The organism is Luteimonas cucumeris (assembly GCF_007830035.1).
In the GTDB taxonomy this organism is placed as follows: Bacteria; Pseudomonadota; Gammaproteobacteria; order Xanthomonadales; family Xanthomonadaceae; genus Luteimonas_C; species Luteimonas_C cucumeris.
On record NZ_VLKN01000006.1, the window covers coordinates 41,157 to 62,403 of the forward strand.

22 protein-coding genes are annotated in these 21,247 nt (G+C 65.1%); 18 read left to right on the plus strand and 4 right to left on the minus strand.

Features of this window, described 5'->3' with window-relative positions:
* The first annotated feature begins 5 nt into the window (after positions 1–5).
* The 13 genes from rplR to IP90_RS12725 all read left to right on the plus strand — a co-directional run bounded on the left by rplR (position 6) and on the right by IP90_RS12725 (position 9,908).
* On the plus strand, positions 6–359 hold the full coding sequence (rplR, locus tag IP90_RS12665; protein ID WP_144900020.1) for a 50S ribosomal protein L18: 354 nt from the start codon (positions 6–8) through the stop codon (positions 357–359).
* Between the two features lie 166 nt (positions 360–525).
* Positions 526–1,065 (plus strand): 30S ribosomal protein S5, encoded by a 540-nt coding sequence (gene rpsE / locus IP90_RS12670; protein ID WP_144900021.1) that lies wholly within the window; start codon positions 526–528, stop codon positions 1,063–1,065.
* Positions 1,058–1,261 (plus strand): 50S ribosomal protein L30, encoded by a 204-nt coding sequence (gene rpmD / locus IP90_RS12675; protein ID WP_144900022.1) that lies wholly within the window; start codon positions 1,058–1,060, stop codon positions 1,259–1,261. Before rpsE ends, rpmD begins: the two co-directional genes overlap by 8 nt.
* On the plus strand, positions 1,261–1,704 hold the full coding sequence (rplO, locus tag IP90_RS12680; RefSeq protein ID WP_199753486.1) for a 50S ribosomal protein L15: 444 nt from the start codon (positions 1,261–1,263) through the stop codon (positions 1,702–1,704). Before rpmD ends, rplO begins: the two co-directional genes overlap by 1 nt.
* Positions 1,705–1,711: 7 nt before the next feature.
* Positions 1,712–3,073 (plus strand): preprotein translocase subunit SecY, encoded by a 1,362-nt coding sequence (secY, locus tag IP90_RS12685; RefSeq protein WP_144900024.1) that lies wholly within the window; start codon positions 1,712–1,714, stop codon positions 3,071–3,073.
* 286 nt (positions 3,074–3,359) lie between these two features.
* The gene (gene rpsM, locus IP90_RS12690; RefSeq protein ID WP_144900025.1) at positions 3,360–3,716 is read left to right on the plus strand and encodes a 30S ribosomal protein S13; all 357 of its coding nucleotides are present in this window, start codon (positions 3,360–3,362) and stop codon (positions 3,714–3,716) included.
* 15 nt (positions 3,717–3,731) lie between these two features.
* Complete coding sequence (gene rpsK, locus IP90_RS12695) at positions 3,732–4,124, plus strand: 30S ribosomal protein S11 (RefSeq protein ID WP_144900026.1); 393 nt, start codon at positions 3,732–3,734, stop codon at positions 4,122–4,124.
* A 15-nt stretch (positions 4,125–4,139) separates the two neighbouring features.
* The gene (rpsD, locus tag IP90_RS12700; RefSeq protein ID WP_144900027.1) at positions 4,140–4,769 is read left to right on the plus strand and encodes a 30S ribosomal protein S4; all 630 of its coding nucleotides are present in this window, start codon (positions 4,140–4,142) and stop codon (positions 4,767–4,769) included.
* Between the two features lie 165 nt (positions 4,770–4,934).
* On the plus strand, positions 4,935–5,933 hold the full coding sequence (locus IP90_RS12705; protein WP_144900028.1) for a DNA-directed RNA polymerase subunit alpha: 999 nt from the start codon (positions 4,935–4,937) through the stop codon (positions 5,931–5,933).
* Positions 5,934–6,226: 293 nt separating this feature from the next.
* Complete coding sequence (gene rplQ / locus IP90_RS12710) at positions 6,227–6,601, plus strand: 50S ribosomal protein L17 (RefSeq protein ID WP_144900029.1); 375 nt, start codon at positions 6,227–6,229, stop codon at positions 6,599–6,601.
* 230 nt (positions 6,602–6,831) lie between these two features.
* Positions 6,832–7,323, plus strand: coding sequence for a disulfide bond formation protein B (locus tag IP90_RS12715; RefSeq protein WP_144900030.1), 492 nt, complete (start codon positions 6,832–6,834; stop codon positions 7,321–7,323).
* Positions 7,324–7,404: 81 nt separating this feature from the next.
* Positions 7,405–8,799, plus strand: a complete 1,395-nt coding sequence (locus tag IP90_RS12720) for a class II 3-deoxy-7-phosphoheptulonate synthase (RefSeq protein ID WP_144900031.1) — start codon at positions 7,405–7,407, stop codon at positions 8,797–8,799.
* Positions 8,800–8,894: 95 nt separating this feature from the next.
* The gene (locus tag IP90_RS12725) at positions 8,895–9,908 is read left to right on the plus strand and encodes a WD40/YVTN/BNR-like repeat-containing protein (RefSeq protein WP_144900032.1); all 1,014 of its coding nucleotides are present in this window, start codon (positions 8,895–8,897) and stop codon (positions 9,906–9,908) included.
* 71 nt (positions 9,909–9,979) lie between these two features.
* On the opposite strand, the gene IP90_RS12730 is transcribed toward IP90_RS12725, so the two are convergent.
* From IP90_RS12730 to typA, 3 genes are all read right to left on the minus strand, one after another.
* Positions 9,980–11,641 carry an amidase gene (locus IP90_RS12730; RefSeq protein WP_144900033.1) on the minus strand — a complete coding sequence of 554 codons (1,662 nt, stop codon included), beginning with the start codon at positions 11,639–11,641 and terminating at the stop codon, positions 9,980–9,982.
* A gap of 77 nt (positions 11,642–11,718) precedes the next feature.
* Positions 11,719–12,189 (minus strand): DUF2127 domain-containing protein, encoded by a 471-nt coding sequence (locus IP90_RS12735; RefSeq protein WP_144900034.1) that lies wholly within the window; start codon positions 12,187–12,189, stop codon positions 11,719–11,721.
* Between the two features lie 78 nt (positions 12,190–12,267).
* Complete coding sequence (typA, locus tag IP90_RS12740) at positions 12,268–14,097, minus strand: translational GTPase TypA (protein ID WP_144900035.1); 1,830 nt, start codon at positions 14,095–14,097, stop codon at positions 12,268–12,270.
* Between the two features lie 204 nt (positions 14,098–14,301).
* Between typA and IP90_RS12745 the strand changes: the two genes are divergently transcribed.
* The 4 genes from IP90_RS12745 to IP90_RS12760 all read left to right on the plus strand — a co-directional run bounded on the left by IP90_RS12745 (position 14,302) and on the right by IP90_RS12760 (position 17,953).
* A complete protein-coding gene (locus IP90_RS12745; protein ID WP_144900036.1) occupies positions 14,302–14,796 on the plus strand; it encodes a peptidylprolyl isomerase in 495 nt (164 codons plus the stop codon).
* A 553-nt stretch (positions 14,797–15,349) separates the two neighbouring features.
* On the plus strand, positions 15,350–16,549 hold the full coding sequence (locus tag IP90_RS12750; RefSeq protein WP_144900037.1) for a pyridoxal phosphate-dependent aminotransferase: 1,200 nt from the start codon (positions 15,350–15,352) through the stop codon (positions 16,547–16,549).
* Between the two features lie 17 nt (positions 16,550–16,566).
* Positions 16,567–16,926, plus strand: a complete 360-nt coding sequence (locus IP90_RS12755) for a glutaredoxin family protein (protein ID WP_144900038.1) — start codon at positions 16,567–16,569, stop codon at positions 16,924–16,926.
* Between the two features lie 28 nt (positions 16,927–16,954).
* Entirely contained in the window at positions 16,955–17,953 is a 999-nt protein-coding gene (locus tag IP90_RS12760; RefSeq protein WP_144900039.1) for a malate dehydrogenase, read from the plus strand.
* Between the two features lie 52 nt (positions 17,954–18,005).
* Here IP90_RS12760 and IP90_RS12765 read toward each other — a convergent pair whose 3' ends face one another.
* Complete coding sequence (locus tag IP90_RS12765) at positions 18,006–20,237, minus strand: CocE/NonD family hydrolase (protein ID WP_144900040.1); 2,232 nt, start codon at positions 20,235–20,237, stop codon at positions 18,006–18,008.
* A gap of 116 nt (positions 20,238–20,353) precedes the next feature.
* Here IP90_RS12765 and prpB point away from each other — a divergent pair, with 116 nt between their 5' ends.
* Positions 20,354–21,247 carry a methylisocitrate lyase gene (gene prpB, locus IP90_RS12770; protein WP_144900041.1) on the plus strand — a complete coding sequence of 298 codons (894 nt, stop codon included), beginning with the start codon at positions 20,354–20,356 and terminating at the stop codon, positions 21,245–21,247.

Here is a 21,247-nt window from a genome sequence, read left to right on the forward strand (position 1 = left end):
AGACCATGAAAAAGAAAATTGCCCGCCTGCGTCGCGCCAAGTCCACCCGTGCGCACATCCGCAACCTGAACGTGCCGCGCCTGTCGGTGCTGCGCACCGGCCAGCATCTGTACGCACAGCTGTTCACCGCCGACGGCGCGCAGGTGCTCGCTTCGGCGTCGACCACCCAGGCCGACGTCAAGGACGGCCTGAAGAGCGGCAAGAATTCGGAAGCTGCCGCCAAGGTCGGCCGCGTCATCGCCGAGCGCGCCAGGGCGGCGGGCATCGAGAAGGTCGCGTTCGACCGCTCGGGCTACCGCTACCACGGTCGCATCAAGGCGCTGGCCGATGCTGCCCGCGAAGGCGGCCTGCAGTTCTAAGGCTTGAAGGCGTGCGGGTTCGTCCCCACGCCTGGGTTTCGCTCACCGCCGATGCGGCTTTGCATCGGGCGACGCGCCGGGTTCCCGGCACGCCGAAACATCCGATCCACACCACAACTACAAGCGGCCAAGCCGCAAATTTCCCTAATCGAACAGGTAAACCGAGATGGCAGAGCAACGTGAGCAGCGGGGTCGTGATCGCGACCGCAACCGCGAAGAGGTCGACGATGGCATGGTCGAGAAGCTGGTCGCGGTCAACCGCGTCAGCAAGACCGTCAAGGGCGGCCGCCAGTTCACCTTCACCGCACTGACGGTGGTTGGCGACGGCAACGGCAAGGTCGGCTTCGGTTACGGCAAGGCGCGCGAAGTGCCGGTCGCGATCCAGAAGTCGATGGAATCCGCGCGCAAGACCATGGTCAACGTCGACCTGAACAACGGCACGTTGTGGCACGTGGTCAAGTCGCGCCACGGCGCGGCGAACGTGTTCATGCAGCCGGCCTCCGAAGGTACCGGCGTGATCGCCGGCGGCGCGATGCGCGCCGTGCTGGAAGCGGTCGGCGTCAAGAACGTGCTGGCCAAGGCCGTGGGTTCGCGCAATCCGATCAACCTGGTGCGCGCGACCCTGCGCGGCCTTACCGAGATGCACTCGCCGGCCAAGATCGCGGCCAAGCGCGGCAAGAAGGTGGAGGATCTGCACCATGGCTAAGAAGAAGGAAACCGTCGCCGGCGGCACCGTCAAGGTGCGCCTGGTCAAGGGCCTGCGTGGCACGCAGTCGCGTCACCGCTTGTCGGTGCGCGCGCTCGGCCTCAACAAGTTGAACGACGTCCGCGAGCTGAAAGACAGCCCGCAGGTGCGTGGCCTGATCAACAAGGTGCATTACCTGGTACAGGTCGAGGAGTAATCATCATGCGTCTCAATACACTCAAGCCGGCAGACGGCGCACGCCAGGAACGCACCCGCGTCGGTCGTGGCATCGGTTCGGGCCTCGGCAAGACCGCAGGTCGCGGCCACAAGGGTTCGTTCGCGCGTTCGGGCAAGGGCAAGATCAAGGCCGGCTTCGAAGGCGGCCAGATGCCGATGCACATGCGCCTGCCCAAGGTCGGCTTCCGCTCCAAGCTGAAGAACGACACGGCCGAGGTCATGCTGTACAAGCTCGCGCTGATCGAAGGCGACACAGTCGACTTCGCCGCATTGCGCGCCGCCAAGCTGGTGCCGAGCAACGCCAAGCACGCCAAGATCGTCAACAAGGGCGAGATCGGCCGCAAGCTGGTGCTGAAGGGCATCAAGACAACTGCAGGCGCCAAGGCGGCGATCGAAGCGGCCGGCGGCAAGGTCGAGGAGTAAGCAACGAATGGCGCGCAGCAGCAACGCAACGGCTGGCATCGGCGGTGGTCTCGGCAAGTTCACCGAGTTGCGCCAGCGCCTGCTGTTCGTGGTCGGCGCGCTGATCGTCTACCGCGTCGGCTGCTTCATCCCGGTGCCGGGCGTCAACCCGGATGCCATGCTGCAGCTGATGGAAGCGCAGGAAGGCACCATCGTGGACATGTTCAACATGTTCTCCGGTGGCGCCCTGGCGCGCTTCAGCCTGTTCGCGCTGAACGTGGTCCCCTACATCTCGTCGTCGATCATCGTGCAGCTGTGCGCGCAGATCTTCCCGAGCCTGAAGGCGATCCAGAAGGAAGGCGAGTCGGGCCGGCGCAAGATCACCCAGTGGTCGCGCATGGGCGCGGTGCCGCTGGCGGTGTTCCAGGCCGCCGGCATCGCCATTGCGCTGCAGAACTCCGGCGCCAGCAATGGCATCCCGGTGGTCTACAACCCCGGTCCGGGTTTCGTGCTGACCGCGGTGATCGCGCTGACCGCCGGCACCATGTTCCTGATGTGGCTCGGTGAGCAGATGACCGAGCGCGGCGTCGGCAACGGCGTGTCGCTGATCATCTTCGCGGGCATCGTGGCCGGCCTGCCGGGCGCGGTGCTGGGCACGCTGGAGCAAGTGCGCAACGGCGAGATGAGCACCCTGGTGGTGATCGCGATCCTCGGAATCGTGCTGCTGTTCACCTACTTCGTGGTGTTCGTCGAGCGTGGCCAGCGCCGGGTGACGGTCAATTACGCGCGCCGCCAGGGTGGCCGCAGCGCATACATGAACCAGAGCTCGTTCCTGCCGCTGAAGCTCAACATGTCGGGCGTGATCCCGGCGATCTTCGCCTCGTCGATCATCATGTTCCCCGCGACCGCATCGACCTGGTTCAGCCAGGCCAGTTCGGCCACCTGGTTGCAGAAGCTGACCCAGTCGCTGAACCCGGGCGAGCCGCTGCATCTGATCCTGTTCGCGGCACTGATAGTCGGGTTCTCGTTCTTCTATACCGCGCTGGTATTCAATTCGCAGGAAACCGCCGACAACCTGAAGAAGTCGGGGGCGCTGATTCCGGGCATCCGTCCCGGCAAGGCCACCGCCGACTACATTGACGGCGTGCTGACCCGGCTCACCGCCGCAGGCGCCGCCTACATGGTGCTGGTCTGCCTGTTGCCCGAGCTGATGCGGACCCAGATGGGTACCTCGTTCTATTTTGGCGGTACCTCGCTGCTGATCGTGGTCGTGGTGGTAATGGACTTCATCGCGCAGATCCAGGCTCATCTGATGTCCCATCAGTACGAGAGCCTGTTGAAGAAGGCGAATCTCAAGGGATCCAAGGCCGGCCTGCCAGGGCGGTCCTGATCCAAAGATGGGCGACTCGCGCGGCGGTCTCGCGCGCGGGTGAGCCGGTGCCAGTCCCTGCGCTTGAGTGGCGCGGGGCGGCGGGAGGCCCGATCCAGGGTTTTCCGTCCAGGCACGGGCTCGTCGCCGGAGCATGGGCACACTCCCCATGCCGGGCTGGCGGATGCTGGGCATCCGTGGGCTTCCTAGTAACCCGAGACCCTGTTAGAATTTCCAGTTCACTTATCCAAGTGCCACATTCCGTCGGGCTTTGCCGCCCGGCCGCTAACCAGTTGGAGATCCGCGCATGGCGCGTATTGCAGGTGTCAACCTGCCTGCCCAGAAGCATGTCTGGGTCGGGCTTCAAAGCATCTACGGCATCGGCCGTACCCGTTCGAAGAAGGTCTGCTCGGACGCCGGCGTCACGCTGACGACCAAGATCCGCGACCTGTCCGAGCCGGAAGTCGAGCGCCTGCGCGCCGAAGTCGGCAAGTACGTGGTCGAGGGCGACCTGCGCCGCGAGGTCGGCATCGCCATCAAGCGCCTGATGGATCTGGCCTGCTATCGCGGCCTGCGCCATCGCCGCGGCCTGCCGCTGCGTGGCCAGCGCACCCGGACCAATGCACGTACCCGCAAGGGCCCGCGCAAGGCCATCAAGAAGTAATCGAGGATTTCGAACATGGCCAAGCCGGCAGCAGCCAAGACCAAGAAGAAGATCAAGCGCGTCGTCACCGACGGCATCGCGCATGTGCACGCTTCTTTCAACAACACCATCGTCACCATCACCGACCGCCAGGGCAATGCCCTGTCGTGGGCGACTTCGGGCGGCGCGGGTTTCCGCGGTTCGCGCAAGTCGACCCCGTTCGCAGCGCAGGTCGCCGCCGAGAAGGCCGGCAAGGCCGCGCTCGACTACGGCGTGAAGTCGCTGGAAGTGCGCATCAAGGGCCCGGGCCCGGGACGCGAATCGGCCGTTCGTTCGTTGAACAACGTCGGCTACAAGATCATCAACATCATCGACGTGACGCCGATCCCGCACAACGGGTGCCGTCCGCCGAAAAAGCGTCGCGTCTAAGGGAGCGATCAGACAATGGCACGTTACATCGGTCCCACCTGCAAGCTCGCGCGCCGTGAAGGCGCCGACCTGTCCCTCAAGAGCCCGGCGCGTGCGCTGGACTCCAAGTGCAAGCTGGAGCAGAAGCCCGGCCAGCACGGCGCCACCGCGCGCAAGGGCAAGCTCTCCGACTACGCCACCCAGCTGCGCGAGAAGCAGAAGGTCAAGCGCATCTACGGTCTGCTGGAGCGTCAGTTCCGCAACTACTACAAGAAGGCCTCGACCAAGAAGGGCAACACCGGCGAGAACCTGCTGCAGTTGCTCGAGACCCGCCTGGACAACGTGATCTACCGCATGGGTTTCGCCGTCACCCGTCCGGCCGCGCGCCAGCTGGTGTCGCACCGTGGCGTCACGGTCAACGGCAAGCCGGTCAACCTGCCTTCGTACCAGGTCAAGGCCGGCGATGCGATCGCCCTGTCCGAGCGTGCGCAGAAGCAGTTGCGCGTGCAGGAAGCGCTGACCGTCTCGTCGACGATGGACCTGTCGCCTTCCTGGGTCGAGGTCGATTCCAAGAAGTTCAGCGGCGTGTTCAAGGCAGTCCCGGATCGCGCCGACCTGCCGGCGGACATCAACGAAGCACTGATCGTCGAGTTGTACTCGAAGTAATACGCAACACGAGTTGGAAGCGTGCCGCCACCGAAGGTCGCGGCACTGCCTCCACACCCCTGGCCAATGCGCCGCGCGCACTGGCCGCCCTCCCGGTCCGGGGGGGCTCCAAGAGCAGAAGACCGGCGCCTCATGACCGCCGGTTACAGCAGGAGACGCTACAACATGACGGTTACCGCCAACCAGGTTTTGCGCCCGCGTGGTCCGCAGATCGAACGCCTCGCCGACAATCGCGCGAAGGTCGTGATCGAACCGCTGGAGCGCGGCTATGGCCACACCCTCGGCAACGCGCTGCGTCGCGTGCTGCTGTCCTCGATCCCCGGCTTCGCGATCACCGAGGTCGAGATCGACGGCGTGCTGCACGAGTACAGCACGATCGAAGGCCTGCAGGAAGACGTGCTGGAAGTGCTGCTCAACCTCAAGGACGTGGCCATCCGCATGGGCACCGGCGACAACGCCACCCTGAGCCTGAGCAAGCAGGAACCCGGCGTGGTCACCGCGGGTGACATCAAGGTCGACCACAACGTCGAGATCCTCAATCCCGACCACGTGATCTGCCACCTGACCAAGGACACGTCGCTGAACATGCGCTTGAAGATCGAGCGCGGCTTCGGCTACCAGCCGGCCACCACGCGCCGTCGTCCGGATGAGGAAACCCGCACCATCGGTCGCCTGATGCTGGACGCCTCGTTCTCGCCGGTCCGCCGCGTCGCCTACGCGGTCGAATCCGCGCGCGTCGAGCAGCGCACCGACCTGGACAAGCTGGTGCTGGACATCGAGACCAACGGCACGATCGATGCCGAGGAAGCCGTGCGCACCGCCGCCGACATCCTCACCGACCAGCTGAGCGTGTTCGGCGACTTCACCCACCGCGAGCGCGGCGCCGCCAAGCCGGTCGCCACGGGCGTGGATCCGGTGCTGCTGCGCCCGATCGACGACCTCGAGCTGACCGTGCGTTCGGCCAACTGCCTCAAGGCCGAGAGCATCTACTACATCGGCGATCTGATCCAGAAGACCGAGGTCGAGCTGCTCAAGACCCCGAACCTGGGCAAGAAGTCGCTGACCGAGATCAAGGAAGTGCTGGCGCAGCGCGGTTTGTCGCTGGGCATGAAGCTCGAGAACTGGCCGCCGGCCGGCATCTCGCAGCACGGCATGATGGGGTGAGCCCAAGCAGCTTGCGCGGCATTGCCGCGCGCTTGGGCGAACGCCCGGCGCGCTGCGCAGGGCCGCGGCTTCAAACCAGTAGCTGGTTGATTCATTCGAGCTGATTTCGCACCCCTTTGGGTGCAGTGCGACGAAGTAAAAACAAACGCAACATCGCAACACACGTCGACGGGCCAAGCCCGCGACTCGCCGGTCAAGGAACGGCCGGCCAGGACCAACCGCAGTCCGATGCTCCAGCGCCATGAAGGCGACAACGAAGTCCAACGCATCAACATTCATCAGGAATCACAGTCATGCGCCACAAAAAAGCCGGACGCAAATTCAGTCGCACCAGCGCACACCGCGATGCGATGTTCACCAACATGGCCGCTTCGCTGATCAAGCACGAACTGATCCGCACCACGCTGCCCAAGGCCAAGGAGCTGCGCCGCGTGGCGGAGCCGCTGATCACCCTGGCCAAGAAAGACGGCGTTGCCAATCGCCGCCTGGCGTTCTCGCGCCTGCGCGACAAGGAAGCGGTCGGCACGCTGTTCACCGTGCTGGGCCCGCGCTACGCCGCCCGCCCGGGTGGTTACCTGCGCATCCTCAAGTGCGGCTTCCGCGCCGGCGACAATGCGCCGATGGCATATGTCGAACTGGTCGATCGCCCCGCGGCTGCGGCTGAGTAAGCCCCGCCGTCACGAGTTACCGAAAACCCCGGCCACGAGCCGGGGTTTTTGTTTCATGCAGGGGTGAAGCGGCGGATCCGGTGCTCGTGCCGCAATCTGCGAAACAACAGGTCCCTCGCTGGGCTCGGGATGACAGCAGAGGGAAGCGCGCGGGAACGCAACTTTCATCCCATGAGCCGGTCTGTGGTTTGCCGCTTGCGCGATAAGGCCCATTTGCTATGTTGCCCGCCATGAACCGACTCTCGTTCCGTTCCGCCTGTCTGGCCGGCTTTGCCGTCTGCGCCGCACTGATCGCCTTCGCCCTGTATTCGCAGTTCCACATGGGCCTGGAACCGTGCCCGCTGTGCATTTTCCAGCGGGTCGCATTCGCCGCATTGGGCATCGTGTTCCTGGTCGGCGGTCTGCATGCGCCGCGCAGTGCGGGCGGACGACGCGGCTACGGCGTGCTGGCGCTGTTGGCGGCGGGCGTGGGCATGGCCATCGCCGGACGCCATGTCTGGTTGACGCACCTGCCTGCCGATCAGGTGCCTTCGTGCGGACCGCCGCTGGCCTTCATGATGGAAACCAACGCATTCACCGACGTCGTGCGCAAGGTGCTGACCGGTTCGGGCGAATGCGCCAAGGTCGACTGGAGTTTCCTCGGCCTGTCGATGCCGGCATGGAGCCTGCTCTGGTTCGTGCTGCTCGCGTGCTGGGCGCTTTGGGCGTCCTTTCGGCGCTGAACTGTTGCGCCGGTAACGGTTGCGGCGACCACGTTCCGGGGCGATGATGCGTTGGTGCAACGCAGCAACGATCCCCGAGCCATGGCCACTCCCGACCGCAACCTGCATCCCGTGAATCTTCCCGCCGACTGGGCGCCGCAAGGCTGGCGCGAACGCGTCGCCGTGCAGCAGCCGAGCTATCCGGACCAGGGCGCGCTGGCCACCGTGCAGCGTGAACTGGCCGCCTTGCCGCCACTGGTGACCTCGTGGGAAATCATGTCGTTGAAGCATTGCCTGGCGGAAGCACAGGAGGGCAAGCGCTTCTTGTTGCAGGGTGGTGACTGCGCGGAAAACTTCAGCGATTGCAGTTCGGAAGTGATCTCCAACCGGCTCAAGGTGCTGCTGCAGATGAGCCTGGTGCTGGTGCACGGACTGCGCCTGCCGGTGGTGCGCGTCGGCCGTTTCGCCGGCCAGTATGCGAAGCCGCGTTCGACCGACACCGAAACCCGCGGCGGGCAGACCTTGCCCAGTTACCGCGGCGACATCATCAATGCCCCGGATTTCACGGCCGAAGCGCGCACGCCCGACCCGCGCCGCATGATCAAGGCGCACGCGCGTTCGGCGATGACGATGAACTTCGTCCGCTCGCTGATCGACGGTGGTTTCGCCGACCTGCATCATCCCGAATACTGGAGCCTGGGCTGGGTGGGGCATTCACCGCTGGCGGACGAATATCACCGCATGGTATCCAGCATCGGCGATGCGGTGCGATTCATGGAAACGCTGTCCGGCGAATCGGTGCACAACATCAATCGCGTCGACTTCTACACCTCGCATGAAGCCCTGCTGCTGCCGTACGAGGAAGCGCAGACGCGGCAGGTGCCGCGGCAATGGGGCTGGTTCAACCTGAGCACGCATTTCCCGTGGATCGGCATGCGCACTGCGGCGCTCGATGGCGCGCACGTGGAATATTTCCGCGGCATCCGCAACCCGGTCGCGGTGAAGATCGGTCCGTCGGTGACGCCGGACCAGCTGTTGAAACTGATCGACGTGCTGAACCCGGATGACGAGCCGGGCCGCCTGAGCCTGATCCACCGCATGGGCGCCGCGCACATCGCCGACAAGCTGCCGGCGCTGCTGGATGCGGTGAAGCGCGACGGCCGCCGCGTGCTGTGGATCTGCGATCCGATGCATGGCAACACCGAGAGCACCAGCAATGGCTACAAGACACGTCGCTTCGCCAACATCCGCAGCGAGGTCGAACAGTCCTTCGACCTGCATGCCGCCGCCGGCACGCGCTTGGGCGGCGTGCACCTGGAACTGACCGGAGAAGACGTCACCGAATGCACTGGTGGCGCCCGCGACCTGACCGATGCGGACCTGGAACGCGCCTATCGCTCGACCGTCGATCCACGCCTGAACTACGAACAGGCGCTGGAAACGGCGATGCTGATCGTGCGCAAGCAGGCACAGATCGCGAAGCCAGCGTCGGCCTGATCGGATCCTCTTTCTTCGTAGGGCGGAGCAAGCACCGCTGCGTAGGCAAGTGATTTCGGCGTGCTAGGCTCGCGCGATTCCCTCCGGAGCGCGCCATGTCCCCGACTCGAATCCTCATCGCGGCCGCGATGCTGCTCGCGGCGAATGCCGCAGGCGCGGAAGTCCGCATCTTGCCGCAGGATAGCGGCGTCGAAGTGCGGTTGCGCGGCATTTCCGCGGTCAGCGACGACGTCGCCTGGGCCAGTGGTCGCGAAGGCACAGTGCTGCGCACGGTCGATGGCGGCAAGCATTGGCAGGTGATCAAGGTGCCGGATGCGGATGAACTTGATTTCCGCGACGTCGAAGGCTTCGATGCCGATACCGCCGTCGTGCTGAGCATCGGCCCGGGCGAGGCGTCGCGGGTCTATCGCACCGAGGATGGCGGCAGGTCGTGGCAGCTCGCGCTGCAGAACAAGGACCCGCGCGCGTTCCTCGATTGCATGACGTTCGACGACGACCAGGGCTGGATGATGGGCGATCCGGTCGAGGGACGTTTCCAGATCTACGGCAGCAACGACGCCGGCAGGAACTGGCGCCTGCTGCCGGATGGCCCGAAAGCCGACCAGGACGAGGCGGCGTTCGCGGCCAGCGGCACCTGCATCGCGGCGGGCGAAGGCAAGCTTGCGGTGATCACGGGAGGTAGCCGCGCCCGTGCCCATGTCGCGAACAGGAGCGGCGCGCCGTGGTTGGCAACGAATGCTGCCGGATTGTCGGCTGCGCCGAGCCGTGGCTATTTCTCTGCCACGGCCTTCGGTTCCGGCGCGCGCATGCTGCTGGTCGGCGGTGATTACGAGCACGTCGAGCAGGCCGGCATCGCCGCCCTGCTCGAGCCTGAGGATTCATCGGGCTTGCGGCTCGTCGAACTGCCGGCGCCGCGCGCCTACCGCTCTGGTGCCGGCTGCAATGGCGGGTTCTGTGTCGTCGTCGGCCCCGCTGGCGTCGACAGCTGGAATGGCAAGGTGTGGCAAGCCTTGTCCGACATCAGCTACGACGCCGTCGACCTGAGCGGCAATGTCGGTTGGGCAAGCGGAGATGGCGGCAGGATCGCCCGCATCGAAGTCAGCGAATGACCTGCCGATGAAGCTGCTGGAGACTTCCTCTCCGATGCGGAAGAGGAATGCGGACGCGTAAGTGCGATCGCTTATTTCGTCGCCTTCGCACTCTCGCCGGTCGGCGTCACGCTTGGCAGGAACTTCGGCGGCTTGCGCGCCTTCGTCGCCTGCTCGAAGGAGTAGGCCAGTTCGATCAGGCGCGGTTCGCTCCAGGCCGGCCCCATGAAGGTGATGCCCAGCGGCAGGCCATGGCTGTCACCCATCGGCACGGTGACGCTGGGCGTACCGGCGACGGCGGCGATGCCATAGCCCGCGCCGGTGAAATGATCGCCAGTGATCAGGTCCGTCACCCACGCAGGCGACATCGATGGCGCGATCAGCGCGTCGAGCTGCTGCGCCTGCAGCGCGGCGTCCAGTCCCTCGGGACCCGCCAGCCTGCGCGCCTTGGAGCGTGCCTCGATGTAGGCAGCATCGGTCAGCGGACCCTTGGCCTGCGCCTGTTCGAAGATCTCCTGCGCGAACCAGGGCATTTCGGCCGAGGCATTGCGCCGGTTGAATTCGATCACTTCGGCCAGGGTCTTGACCGGGGCATTGCTCCTGGCCAGATAGCTTTCGAGATCGGCCTTGAGTTCGTATTTCAGCACTTCGAACTCGGCGTCGTTCCACTGGCCCAGCGTCGGGATTTCCGCATCCACGATTTCCGCGCCGGCAGCTTTCATCGCCGCGATCGCCCGTTCCGTGGCCGCGTCGACATCGGGCTGGTAGCCCATCAGTTTGCGCACTACGCCGATGCGCGCGCCTTTCAGGCCATCGGCTTTCAGGTGCGGGCGGTAATCGAAGATCGCGTGGCCGACGCTGTCCTGCGTGGCGACATCGGCATCGTCGCGCCCCGAAATCGCGGCCAGCAGCGCGGCGGCATCGGCGACGCTGCGCGCCATCGGGCCGGCGGTGTCCTGGCTGTGCGAAATCGGGATGATGCCGCTGCGGCTGACCAGTCCGACCGTCGGCTTGATGCCGACCAGTCCGGCGACCGCTGCCGGGCAGAGAATGCTGCCGTCGGTCTCGGTGCCGATGCCGACCGTGGCGAGGTTGGCGGCGATCGCGCTGCCGGTGCCGGAACTGGAGCCGCAGGGACTACGGTCGAGCGCGTAGGGATTCCTGGTCTGCCCACCACGTGCGCTCCATCCGGACGTCGAGCGCGTCGAGCGGATGTTGGCCCATTCGCTGAGATTGGTCTTGCCAAGGATCACCGCGCCGGCTTCGCGCAGGCGCTGCACCAGGAAGGCGTCATGCGCGGGGCGATGATTGGCCAGCGCCAGCGAGCCCGCCGAATTGACCATCGGCGTGGCGTCGATGTTGTCCTTCAACAGCACCGGGATGCCATGCAGCGTGCCGCGCAACCGGCCGGCCTTGCGTTCGGCATCGCGCGCGTCGGCTTCCTTCAGCGCGTCGGGATTGATCTCGATCACCGCGTTGAGCCGCGGACCGGCGTCGTCGATCGCGGCGATGCGATCCAGGTACGCCTGCGTCAGGGCATGGCTGCTCAGTTCGCCTTTTTCCATGCGCGATTGCAGCCCGGCGACATCGGCTTCGTCATACGCGAACGCGGCCGGTTCAGGAGCAACACCAGCCTGCTTGCTGGCGTCGTGCGTCGCTGATGGCTCCGGCGCGGGAGCGGTCGTGGTGCGCTCGCACGCGGCCAGGATCAGCGTGGCGGCAAGCGGAAGCGCGATCAGCGTTCGGTGCGACATTGCAGTTCCCCCGTGGCCGCAGGCAGGCGCGGCAGGGGCGCAGCATCACTCGGCCGCAGGCGCGTGGCAAGGAGGGTTCAGCGCCGACGCTTCAACAGGTCCCGGGCCAGCACCCACACCACCAGCAGGTTGATCGCCACGATCACCAGCGACAACCATCCGCGATGGCGGAACAAGGCATAGACATCGAATGGCAGGTAGGCGGCGGCCGTCAGGCAACCCAGCCAGGAAGCCCACGCCTTGGCGCGCCACAAGCCCCAGGCTTCGACCAGGTGGACGATGCCGTAGAACAACACCGCCGCGGCTGCGAGGTGCAATGAACCTGGATTGATCGCGCTGGCCAGCCAGGCCATCGCGCCGTGCGCGGGTCCGAGCTGGAAACGTGCGATCAGCAGTTCGATCGCGTGCTGCAGCGGTGCAGGACCCAGTATCTCCAGGCCGGTTGCCGCCAGTATCGCGAGCGTGCCCTTGACGGCTTCGACCACGGCCACGGCGTGCAGCCCCGGATGAGCGTGCGGATCCGGGTTGTAGGCGGCATCGGGTTTCATGTCATCGCAGGCCCGGCACGGATGTCGTGCCGAACCTGTCATTCCGGGCTTGTCACGAGCCGGAAGATCGCGTCGCGATCAGGCGGCGCGCGAGGCGCGCTTGCGATCGCTTTCGGTGAGGTGCTTCTTGCGCAGGCGGATTTCCTTCGGGGTGACTTCGACCAGCTCGTCGTCCTCGATGAAATCCAGCGCCTGTTCCAGCGTGTACTTGATCGCCGGGGTCAGCTTGATCGCGTCATCCTTGCCCGAAGCGCGCATGTTGGTCAGCGGCTTGGTCTTGATGGCATTGACCGTCAGGTCGTTGTCCTTGGAGTGGATGCCAATCAGCTGGCCTTCGTACACGTTGTCGCCTTCGGCCGCGAACAGCTTGCCACGCACTTCCAGCGGCCCGAGCGAGTAGGCCGGCGTCACGCCTGGGGCATTGGCGATCATCACGCCATTCTGGCGCTTGGCGATCGCACCGACTTCCTTCGGGCCGTAATGGTCGAACACGTGGAACAGCAGGCCCGAGCCCTGGGTCAGGGTGCGGAACTCGTTCTGGAACCCGATCAGGCCGCGGGCCGGGATCATGTAGTCCAGACGCACGCGTCCCTTGCCATCGGATTCCATGTTCTTCAGCTGGCCCTTGCGGACGCCCAGCTTTTCCATGACGCCGCCCTGGTGCTGCTCCTCGATGTCGACCACCAGCTGCTCGATCGGCTCCATCAGCTTGCCGTCGATTTCCTTGATGATGACTTCCGGGCGCGACACGGCCAGCTCGAAGCCTTCGCGGCGCATGTTCTCGATCAGCACCGACAGGTGCAGTTCGCCACGACCGGAAACGAGGAACTTGTCCGGATCCGAGCCTTCCTCGACCTTCAGCGCCACGTTGTGCAGCACTTCGCGCTCCAGGCGCTCGCGGATCTGGCGGCTGGTGATGAACTTGCCGCCGCTGTGTTCCTTGCTGCCTGCGAACGGCGAGTTGTTGACCTGGAAGGTCATCGAGATGGTCGGCTCGTCGACGGTCAGGGCTTCCAGCGCTTCCGGCGTATCCAGCGCGCAGACCGTGTCGGAGATGCTGAGGTCGGCGACGCCGGAGATGGCGACGATGTCGCCGGCTTCGGCTTCCTCGACCTCGACGCGCTCCAGGCCCATGAAGCCGAGCACCTGCAGCACCTTGCCCTGGCGCTTCTTGCCGTGGCGGTCGACCACGCTGACCGGCATGTTGGTGCGTACCTTGCCGCGCTGGATCCGGCCGACGCCGATCAGGCCGACGAAGTTGTTGTAGTCCAGCTGGCTGATGCGCATTTGGAACGGGCCGTCCGGATCCACCGTCGGCGCCGGGACGTATTTCATGATCGCCTCGTACAGCGGGGTCATGTCGCCGTCGCGCGCGCTGTCGTCCAGGCTGGCGTAGCCGTGCAGCGCCGAGGCGTAGACGATCGGGAAGTCGAGCTGCTCGTTGGTCGCGCCGAGCTTGTCGAACAGGTCGAACACCTGGTCGATCACCCAGTCCGGGCGCGCGCCCGGGCGGTCGATCTTGTTGACCACGACGATCGGCTTGAAGCCCATCGCGAACGCCTTCTGCGTCACGAAGCGGGTCTGCGGCATCGGCCCGTCCATCGCGTCGACCAGGATCAGCACCGAGTCGACCATCGACAGCACGCGCTCGACCTCGCCACCGAAGTCGGCGTGGCCCGGGGTGTCGACGATATTGATGCGGTTGCCCTGCCAGGTGATGGCGGTGTTCTTGGACAGGATCGTGATGCCACGTTCCTTTTCCTGGTCGTTGCTGTCCATCACCCGTTCAGCCAGCACGGTGCGCTCGTTGAAGGTGCCGGACTGCTTCAGGAGGCAGTCGACGAGGGTGGTCTTGCCGTGGTCGACGTGGGCGACGATGGCGATATTGCGCAGGCGTTCAATGGACATGACGAGGGGCGCGCCGGGGATGCTTTTGAGGGCAGGGCGCAATGGTCGGTTGGGGAAGCCGGCTATTATAGCGGGCTGACGCGCCGATTTTGACGCCGGTTCAGCCGCCGGCGCGATTTCCGGGCGGCAAGGTGAACCGACGTTTACCGCTGCGGATATTTCCCGGGATTCCAAGCCCGATCCACCCCCCACTGGAGCAGATCCATGAGCCTCATCGCCACCTTCGAAACCGACCGCGGCCCGATCAAGGTCGAGCTGTACCCCGCCAAGGCGCCGCTGACCGTGGCCAATTTCGTCAACCTGGCCCAGCGCGGCTTCTACAACGGCCTCAACTTCCACCGCGTGATCGCCGACTTCATGATCCAGGGCGGCTGCCCGCAGGGCACCGGCACCGGCGGCCCGGGCTACAAGTTCGAGGACGAGACCGGCAACGGCGTTGCCCACGAGCGTGGCGTGCTGTCGATGGCCAACGCCGGCCCCAACACCAACGGCAGCCAGTTCTTCATCACCCACATCGCCACGCCGTGGCTGGATGGCAAGCACACCGTGTTCGGCAAGGTGATCGAAGGCATCGAGGTGGTCGACAAGGTGCAGCAGGGCGATGGCATCAAGTCGGTCACGATCGAGGGCGACGTCGATGCGGCGCTGGCGGCCAAGGCTGACCGCGTGGCGGACTGGAACAAGATCCTCGCCGCCTGATCGGAGTTGTTCCTCTCCCCGCGTGCGGGGAGAGGATGCCCGCAGGGCAGGTGAGGGGTGCGAGCGCAGCGAGCGTGCTGTTGCTGTAGCCGCTCCTCCAAGCCGTTACCCGGCGACTTTAGCTTTGTAGGGCGGAGCTTGTCCCGCTGCTCTTGCTGCAAACCCAGAGCTTCCGCCCGCTGCGCGTCCGGGTCACTTTCTCTTGAAGGGCCAAGAGAAAGTAACCAAAGAGAAGGCCCCTCCCCGACAAGTCAATCCGGCAAGTGGGTAGTGGCTCGCGATTTTCCGACTCGCCATCCATGGCTCGGTCGGAAAACGGCGGCCATCCATGGCCGCCGCCCTCCGGGTCTGTGAAGATGCGCAGTCCAGGGTATGTCGAGCCCAGAGCAAAGCTGAAAGCCAAAAAAGCGGGCCGACACCTTCGACAACGCCCGGGCGAGAGCCCGGCACGCAGCGTTCTGCGGCGTTGGAGCCGGTCGTCGTGCTAAAATTTTCCGGCTCCTCCCACGCCTGCGCCTGCAGGTTTTCCGTCGAATCCCATCGAGGTTCCGCGATGCTTCAGCTCGCCCGGCGCATCGGCCGCGCCAAGCCCAGCGCGATCATGCTGGTCGCCGAAAAGGCCAAGCAACTCAAGGCCGAAGGCCGTGACATCATCAGTTTTTCGATCGGCGTCCCCAACTTCCTGCCCGGCGAACACGTCTATGCCGCCGCGCGCGACGCGCTGGCCAAGGACAGTGGCCAGTACGGCAGCAACCGTGGCGCGGATGCGCTGCTGGACGCCTTCCTCAAGCACATCGAACAGATCGGCCTGACCGGCTACACGCGCGCCAACTGCGCCACCGGTGTCGGCGCCAAGCACGTGATCTACAACCTCGCCGAAGCGTTGCTCGACGAAGGCGACACGATCGCGTTTCCGACGCCGTACTGGACCAGCTACCTGGATATCGCCGATATCGTCGGCGCCAAGTCGCTGCTGCTGCCGTGCCCCGCCGAACAGAACTACAAGATGACGCCGGCGCAGCTCGATGAAGCGCTGGCGCAGAAGCCGAAGGTGTTCCTGTTCAATAACCCGTCCAACCCGACCGGCATGGTCTACGACAAGGACGAGATCACCGCGCTGGCCGAAGTGTTGGTGAAGCATCCGGATACCTGGGTGATCACCGACGACATCTACAACCGCATGCTGTTCGACGGTCTGGAGTACTACAACTTCGTGCATGCGCGCCCGGAACTGCGCGATCGCGTGATCTTCATCGATTCGCTGTCCAAGACCTATGGCATGCCGGGCTGGCGCGTAGGCTTCATGGCAGGTCCGGAAGTGGTCGCCAAGGCGGTCACCACGATGAACTCCAACCACATCACCAACCTGCCGGAAGTCGTCACTGCTGCCGCCATCGCCGCGCTGACCGGCCCGCAGGACGTGCCGCAGCAGAAGAACATCGAATTCCAGGGCAAGCGCGACCAGGTAATGGCGGTGCTGGATGCGATCCCCGGCGTGGTCTGTCCGAGGCCGCAGGGTGCGTTCTACGCGTTCCCGGACATCAGTGTCGCGTTCGGCAAGTCGCACAACAGCAAGAAGATCGAAAACGATATCGACTTCTGCAACGCGCTGCTTGATGCCAAGGGCGTGGCCTGCGTGCCGGGCTCGGCGTTCGGTGAGCCGCGCGCGCTGCGCATCAGCTACACCTGCCCGACGCCGCAGCTGGCGCCGGGCCTGCAACGCCTCCAGGAATTCTTCGCGGAACTCACCTGACGAACGGACAGGTCGCCATGCGTGCAGTCTGGTTCCTGTTGCTGATCGGTATCGCCGGTGGCGCATGGTCGCTGTGGAATCGCGACAGGGCGCCGGAGCTGAAGCCCGGCGATCCGCGCCTGGAAACGGGCGACCAACGCATCGTGATGCTGGCGGCGGAATGGTGCGGTTACTGCCGCAAACAGCAGCGGGATTTCGAACGCGCCAACGTGCGTTATCGCGTGTTCGATGTCGACACGCCCGAAGGCGATCGCGCGGCCCAGGCGCTGGGCACGCACAGCGTTCCGGTGACGATCATCGGCCAGCACGTGGTGCGCGGCTACAACACCGCCCAGCTGCAGGAAAAACTGACACCGCTGGGCTATCGCGTCTACTAGCAATCAAATTTCAAGTGAAGGACTTATCGTGAACGCAAGCCAGAAAACTCCCGTCCGTGTTGCCGTCACCGGCGCTGCCGGCCAGATCGGCTACTCGCTGCTGTTCCGCATCGCCTCCGGCGAAATGCTCGGCAAGGACCAGCCGGTCATCCTGCAGCTGCTCGAGCTGCCGATGGAGAAGGCCCAGGCCGCGCTCAAGGGCGTGATGATGGAGCTGGAGGATTGTGCGTTCCCGCTGCTGGCCGGCATGGTCGGCACCGATGACGCCGAAGTCGCATTCAAGGACGCAGACATCGCCCTGCTGGTTGGCGCGCGTCCGCGCGGCCCGGGCATGGAGCGCAAGGACCTGCTGCTTGAAAATGCCAAGATCTTCACCGCCCAGGGCGCCGCGCTGAACAAGGTCGCCTCGCGCGACGTGAAGGTGCTGGTGGTCGGCAACCCGGCCAACACCAACGCCTACATCGCGATGAAGTCGGCGCCGGACCTGCCGGCTAAGAACTTCACCGCGATGCTGCGCCTGGATCACAACCGCGCGCTGTCGCAGCTGGCCAACAAGGCCGGCGTGGCCGTGGGCGACATCGAGAAGCTGGTGGTGTGGGGCAACCACAGCCCGACCATGTACCCCGATTACCGCTTCGCCACGGTCAACGGCCAGTCGCTGAAGGACAAGATCAACGACGCCGACTGGAACGCCAACGAGTTCATCCCGAAGGTCGGCAAGCGCGGCGCGGCGATCATCGAAGCGCGCGGCCTGTCGTCGGCTGCCTCGGCCGCCAATGCCGCGATCGACCATATCCGCGACTGGGTGCTGGGCAGCAACGGCAAGTGGGTGACGATGGGCGTGCCGTCAGACGGCAGCTATGGCATTCCGGAAGGCGTGATGTACGGCGTGCCGGTGATCACCGCCAACGGCGAATACACCCGCGTCGAAGGCCTGGAAGTCGACGCGTTCAGTCGCGCCGCGATGGACAAGACCCTGGCCGAACTCGAGGAAGAGCGTGCCGGCGTGGCCCACCTGCTGGGCTGAGCCGTTCGCGTGATCGCAACTCGGGAAAAGGCGGCTTCGGCCGCCTTTTTCCTTAGCGCATCAGCGGCACGTCGATGTAGCTGTTGCCGTGCCAGCGCAAACGCATCGGTTCGGTCGCGTCAGCGACGGTTTCGTCGCTGACGTCCTTGCCGCTGCCGTAATTGATCTGCAGGTCGCGCTGTTTGTTCACCGCGAGCACGAGCACCAGACGGCTGCCGGCCTGCAGCTGACGACTGACCAGTCGTTCGCTGCGGAAGTCCAGCGTCTGGCGCTTGCCCGGATCGAGCAGTTCGCGGCGATTGCGATCCTTCGCGTAACTGGCACGGCCCATGTGCCAGGCCAGCAGCAGATGACGACCATCGGCCATGCGCTCGAACAGCGACAAGGTCAGGTCCATGTCGCGCTTGTTGGTGATGAAATCCAGCCGACCGGAAAACAGGCCGCTCAATTCGGTCGGCGCTGCGAACGGTTCGCTAGCGAAGACCAGGCCACCGTGTGGATCCAGTTTGTCGAGCAGCGACTCGGCAGGCACACTCCAGTCGATGTCGCTGCGATCGGAAAAATCCACGGCCTGCGCGCTGAATTCGCGGCGCCGCGAAGAGGCCTCGGCGAGAATGCCCTCGGCTACCGCGCCGGCGGGCTGCAGGTGCAGGCGCAAACGCTCGTTCGCCATGGCCTCGATCGATGGAGCGTGCTTCCAGACATCCGCGCCCATCACCTCGTAGTTGACCCGGTCGCGCAAGGGTGCGGGCCTGGGCGCGCCGCGAAACACGTGGTCGAACCATTGGTAGCGCAGTTCGGGCAGATCGATCATTGCCGACGGATCGACCTGGTAGCCTTCGACGACGCGGGCGACGCCGGTCTGCATCGCAAAATGCGCCCATGGGCCGATAAGCAGGGTGTGGTCTGCATCCGGGCGATGGCGCAGATGTTCGTCGTAGTAGTGCTGCACTCCGACCCGTGCACCGTCGAAATACCCGGTCACTGCGAGCACCGGAATGTCGATGCGCGCGAATTCCTCGCCCTGCGGCGTCATCGCCTGCCAGTAGGCGTCGTAATCCGGATGCTGCAGCCAGCGCGAGAAGATCGGATTCGGCGCACCATCGATCCGGGGCAGATCGCGGTAGGCGCGGCCGCTCTCGTACCAGTTGCGATCCAGCCGCTGCCAGCGCGCCTGGTCGCCATAAGTATCACCGTCCAGCGTGGCGTTGCTCGCGGTCCACAGCGGCCAGGGATAGATGAAGTTGACGAAGATGTTGCCCTGCATCGGCACGTCGACGCCCGGCGCCGTGGAGGCGGAGGTCATCATCGCTTTCAGCGCTGGCGGTCGATGCTTGGCCGCGGCCCATTGTGTGAAGCTGTTGTAGCTGTTGCCGTACATGCCCACGCGCCCGTCGCACCATGGCTGGCGTGCGATCCAGGCGATAGCCGCCGCAGCATCGACGCCGTCGTGCTCATAAGGCGCGACCGGCCCCGGGCTGCCTGCCTTGCCGCGGCTATATACGACTACGCCCACGTAGCCGTGCGCGGCGGCGGCCTTGGCGTCGGACAGCGACCAGTCGTCGTTGGCGTAGATGGTGAAACCCAGCAGCACGGGTTGTGGGCTGCGCACTGATTTCGAGCGCACCACGAGGCCGCGCAGGCTCGCGACATCGGCGCCGGGAACCACGATGTCGCGTTCGATCTCGTAGCGCCGTGTTTCGTCCTCGGCGCTGAACGTTGGCATCTGCGGAAGCAGCTCGGCATAGACCTGATGAAACAAGTAGAGGCGCACCAGTTCCAGCGCGTCGGATTGCGGGATGGAGTTCCTGCCGCGCTGTTTCTCAAGCGCGGCGTCCAGATCCTGCCGCGCGCGTGGCAGGTTCGCGCCGAAGGCCGGCAAGGCTTGCGCCGCAGCGCGATCATCGAGCTTCGCAAAGCCACGGCGCAGCGCCGGCAACAGCGAACTTTCGCCACGCAGCTTCGCGTCTGCGTAAAGCTCGTACTGCAGGAACAAGGTCGTGGCCGGCGCCGGTGCGATGCTGGCGCGGCGCTCGCGCAGACCGTGGATGGTGTCGACCGCCTCTCGATAGCGGCCCGCGACCAGCTGCAGGCGCATGCGCTGGGTCTGCTCGCGTTCGGGATCGGGATCGCTGTAGTCGGCCAGCACTTGTCTGGCCAGGGCGGGGATTTGTGCTTCGAGCGCTGTCGCGGAATCGACAGGCAGCGACGGCCACGCCACATCCTGGGCCGATGCGAGGGGAGAACAGAGCAGGCACCAGGCCAGCAACCAGGCTTTGCGCACGTCCCTTCTCCGATGTGTGGTTGCGCATGCTACCAAGCGTCAACGGGTGCGACGCCTGTGTCGGCGGGCGGGGGCGGCCCGGCTCGGCTAAAATTACGTCTTCCCCTGGAGACGCCATGAACACGCAAACCTCCGCTGGCGCACGCTTCCGTGCCGCCGTCGCCGAAGAATCTCCCCTGCAGGTCATGGGCGCCATCACCGCCTACGCCGGTCTGATGGCCAAACGCACCGGCTACAAGGCGCTGTATCTGTCAGGTGGCGGTGTCGCCGCCAATTCCCTGGGCGTGCCGGACCTCGGCATCAGCACGATGGAAGACGTGCTGACCGATGCGCGTCGTATCGTCGATGCCACACAGATGCCGCTGCTCGTCGACATCGACACCGGCTGGGGCGGCGCGTTCAACATCGGTCGCACCATCCGTTCCTTCATCAATGTCGGCGTCGCCGCCGTGCATCTGGAGGACCAGGTCGGGCAGAAGCGTTGTGGCCATCGTCCCGGCAAGGAAGTGGTACCGAAGGAGGAAATGGTCGATCGCGTCAAGTCGGCGGTCGATGCGCGTACCGATGAGAGTTTCGTGATCATGGCGCGCACCGATGCCGCTGCGGTCGAAGGCATCGATGCGGCGATCGACCGCGCGATGGCTTATGTCGAGGCCGGTGCCGACATGATTTTCCCCGAAGCAATGAAGACGCTCGACGACTATCGCAAGTTCAAAAACGCGGTGAAGGTACCGATCCTCGCCAACCTGACCGAATTCGGATCGACCCCGTTCTTCACCACCACGGAACTGCGCGATGCCAACGTGGACATCGCGCTGTACTGCTGCGGCGCCTATCGCGCAATGAACAAGGCAGCGTTGAACTTCTACGAGACAGTGCGCCGCGAAGGCACGCAGAAGGACATCGTCGATACCTTGCAGACGCGCGCCGAACTCTACGACTTCCTCGGCTATCACGCCTATGAGGACAAGCTGGACGCGTTGTTCGCCGGCGGCAGGGCGAAGGATTGA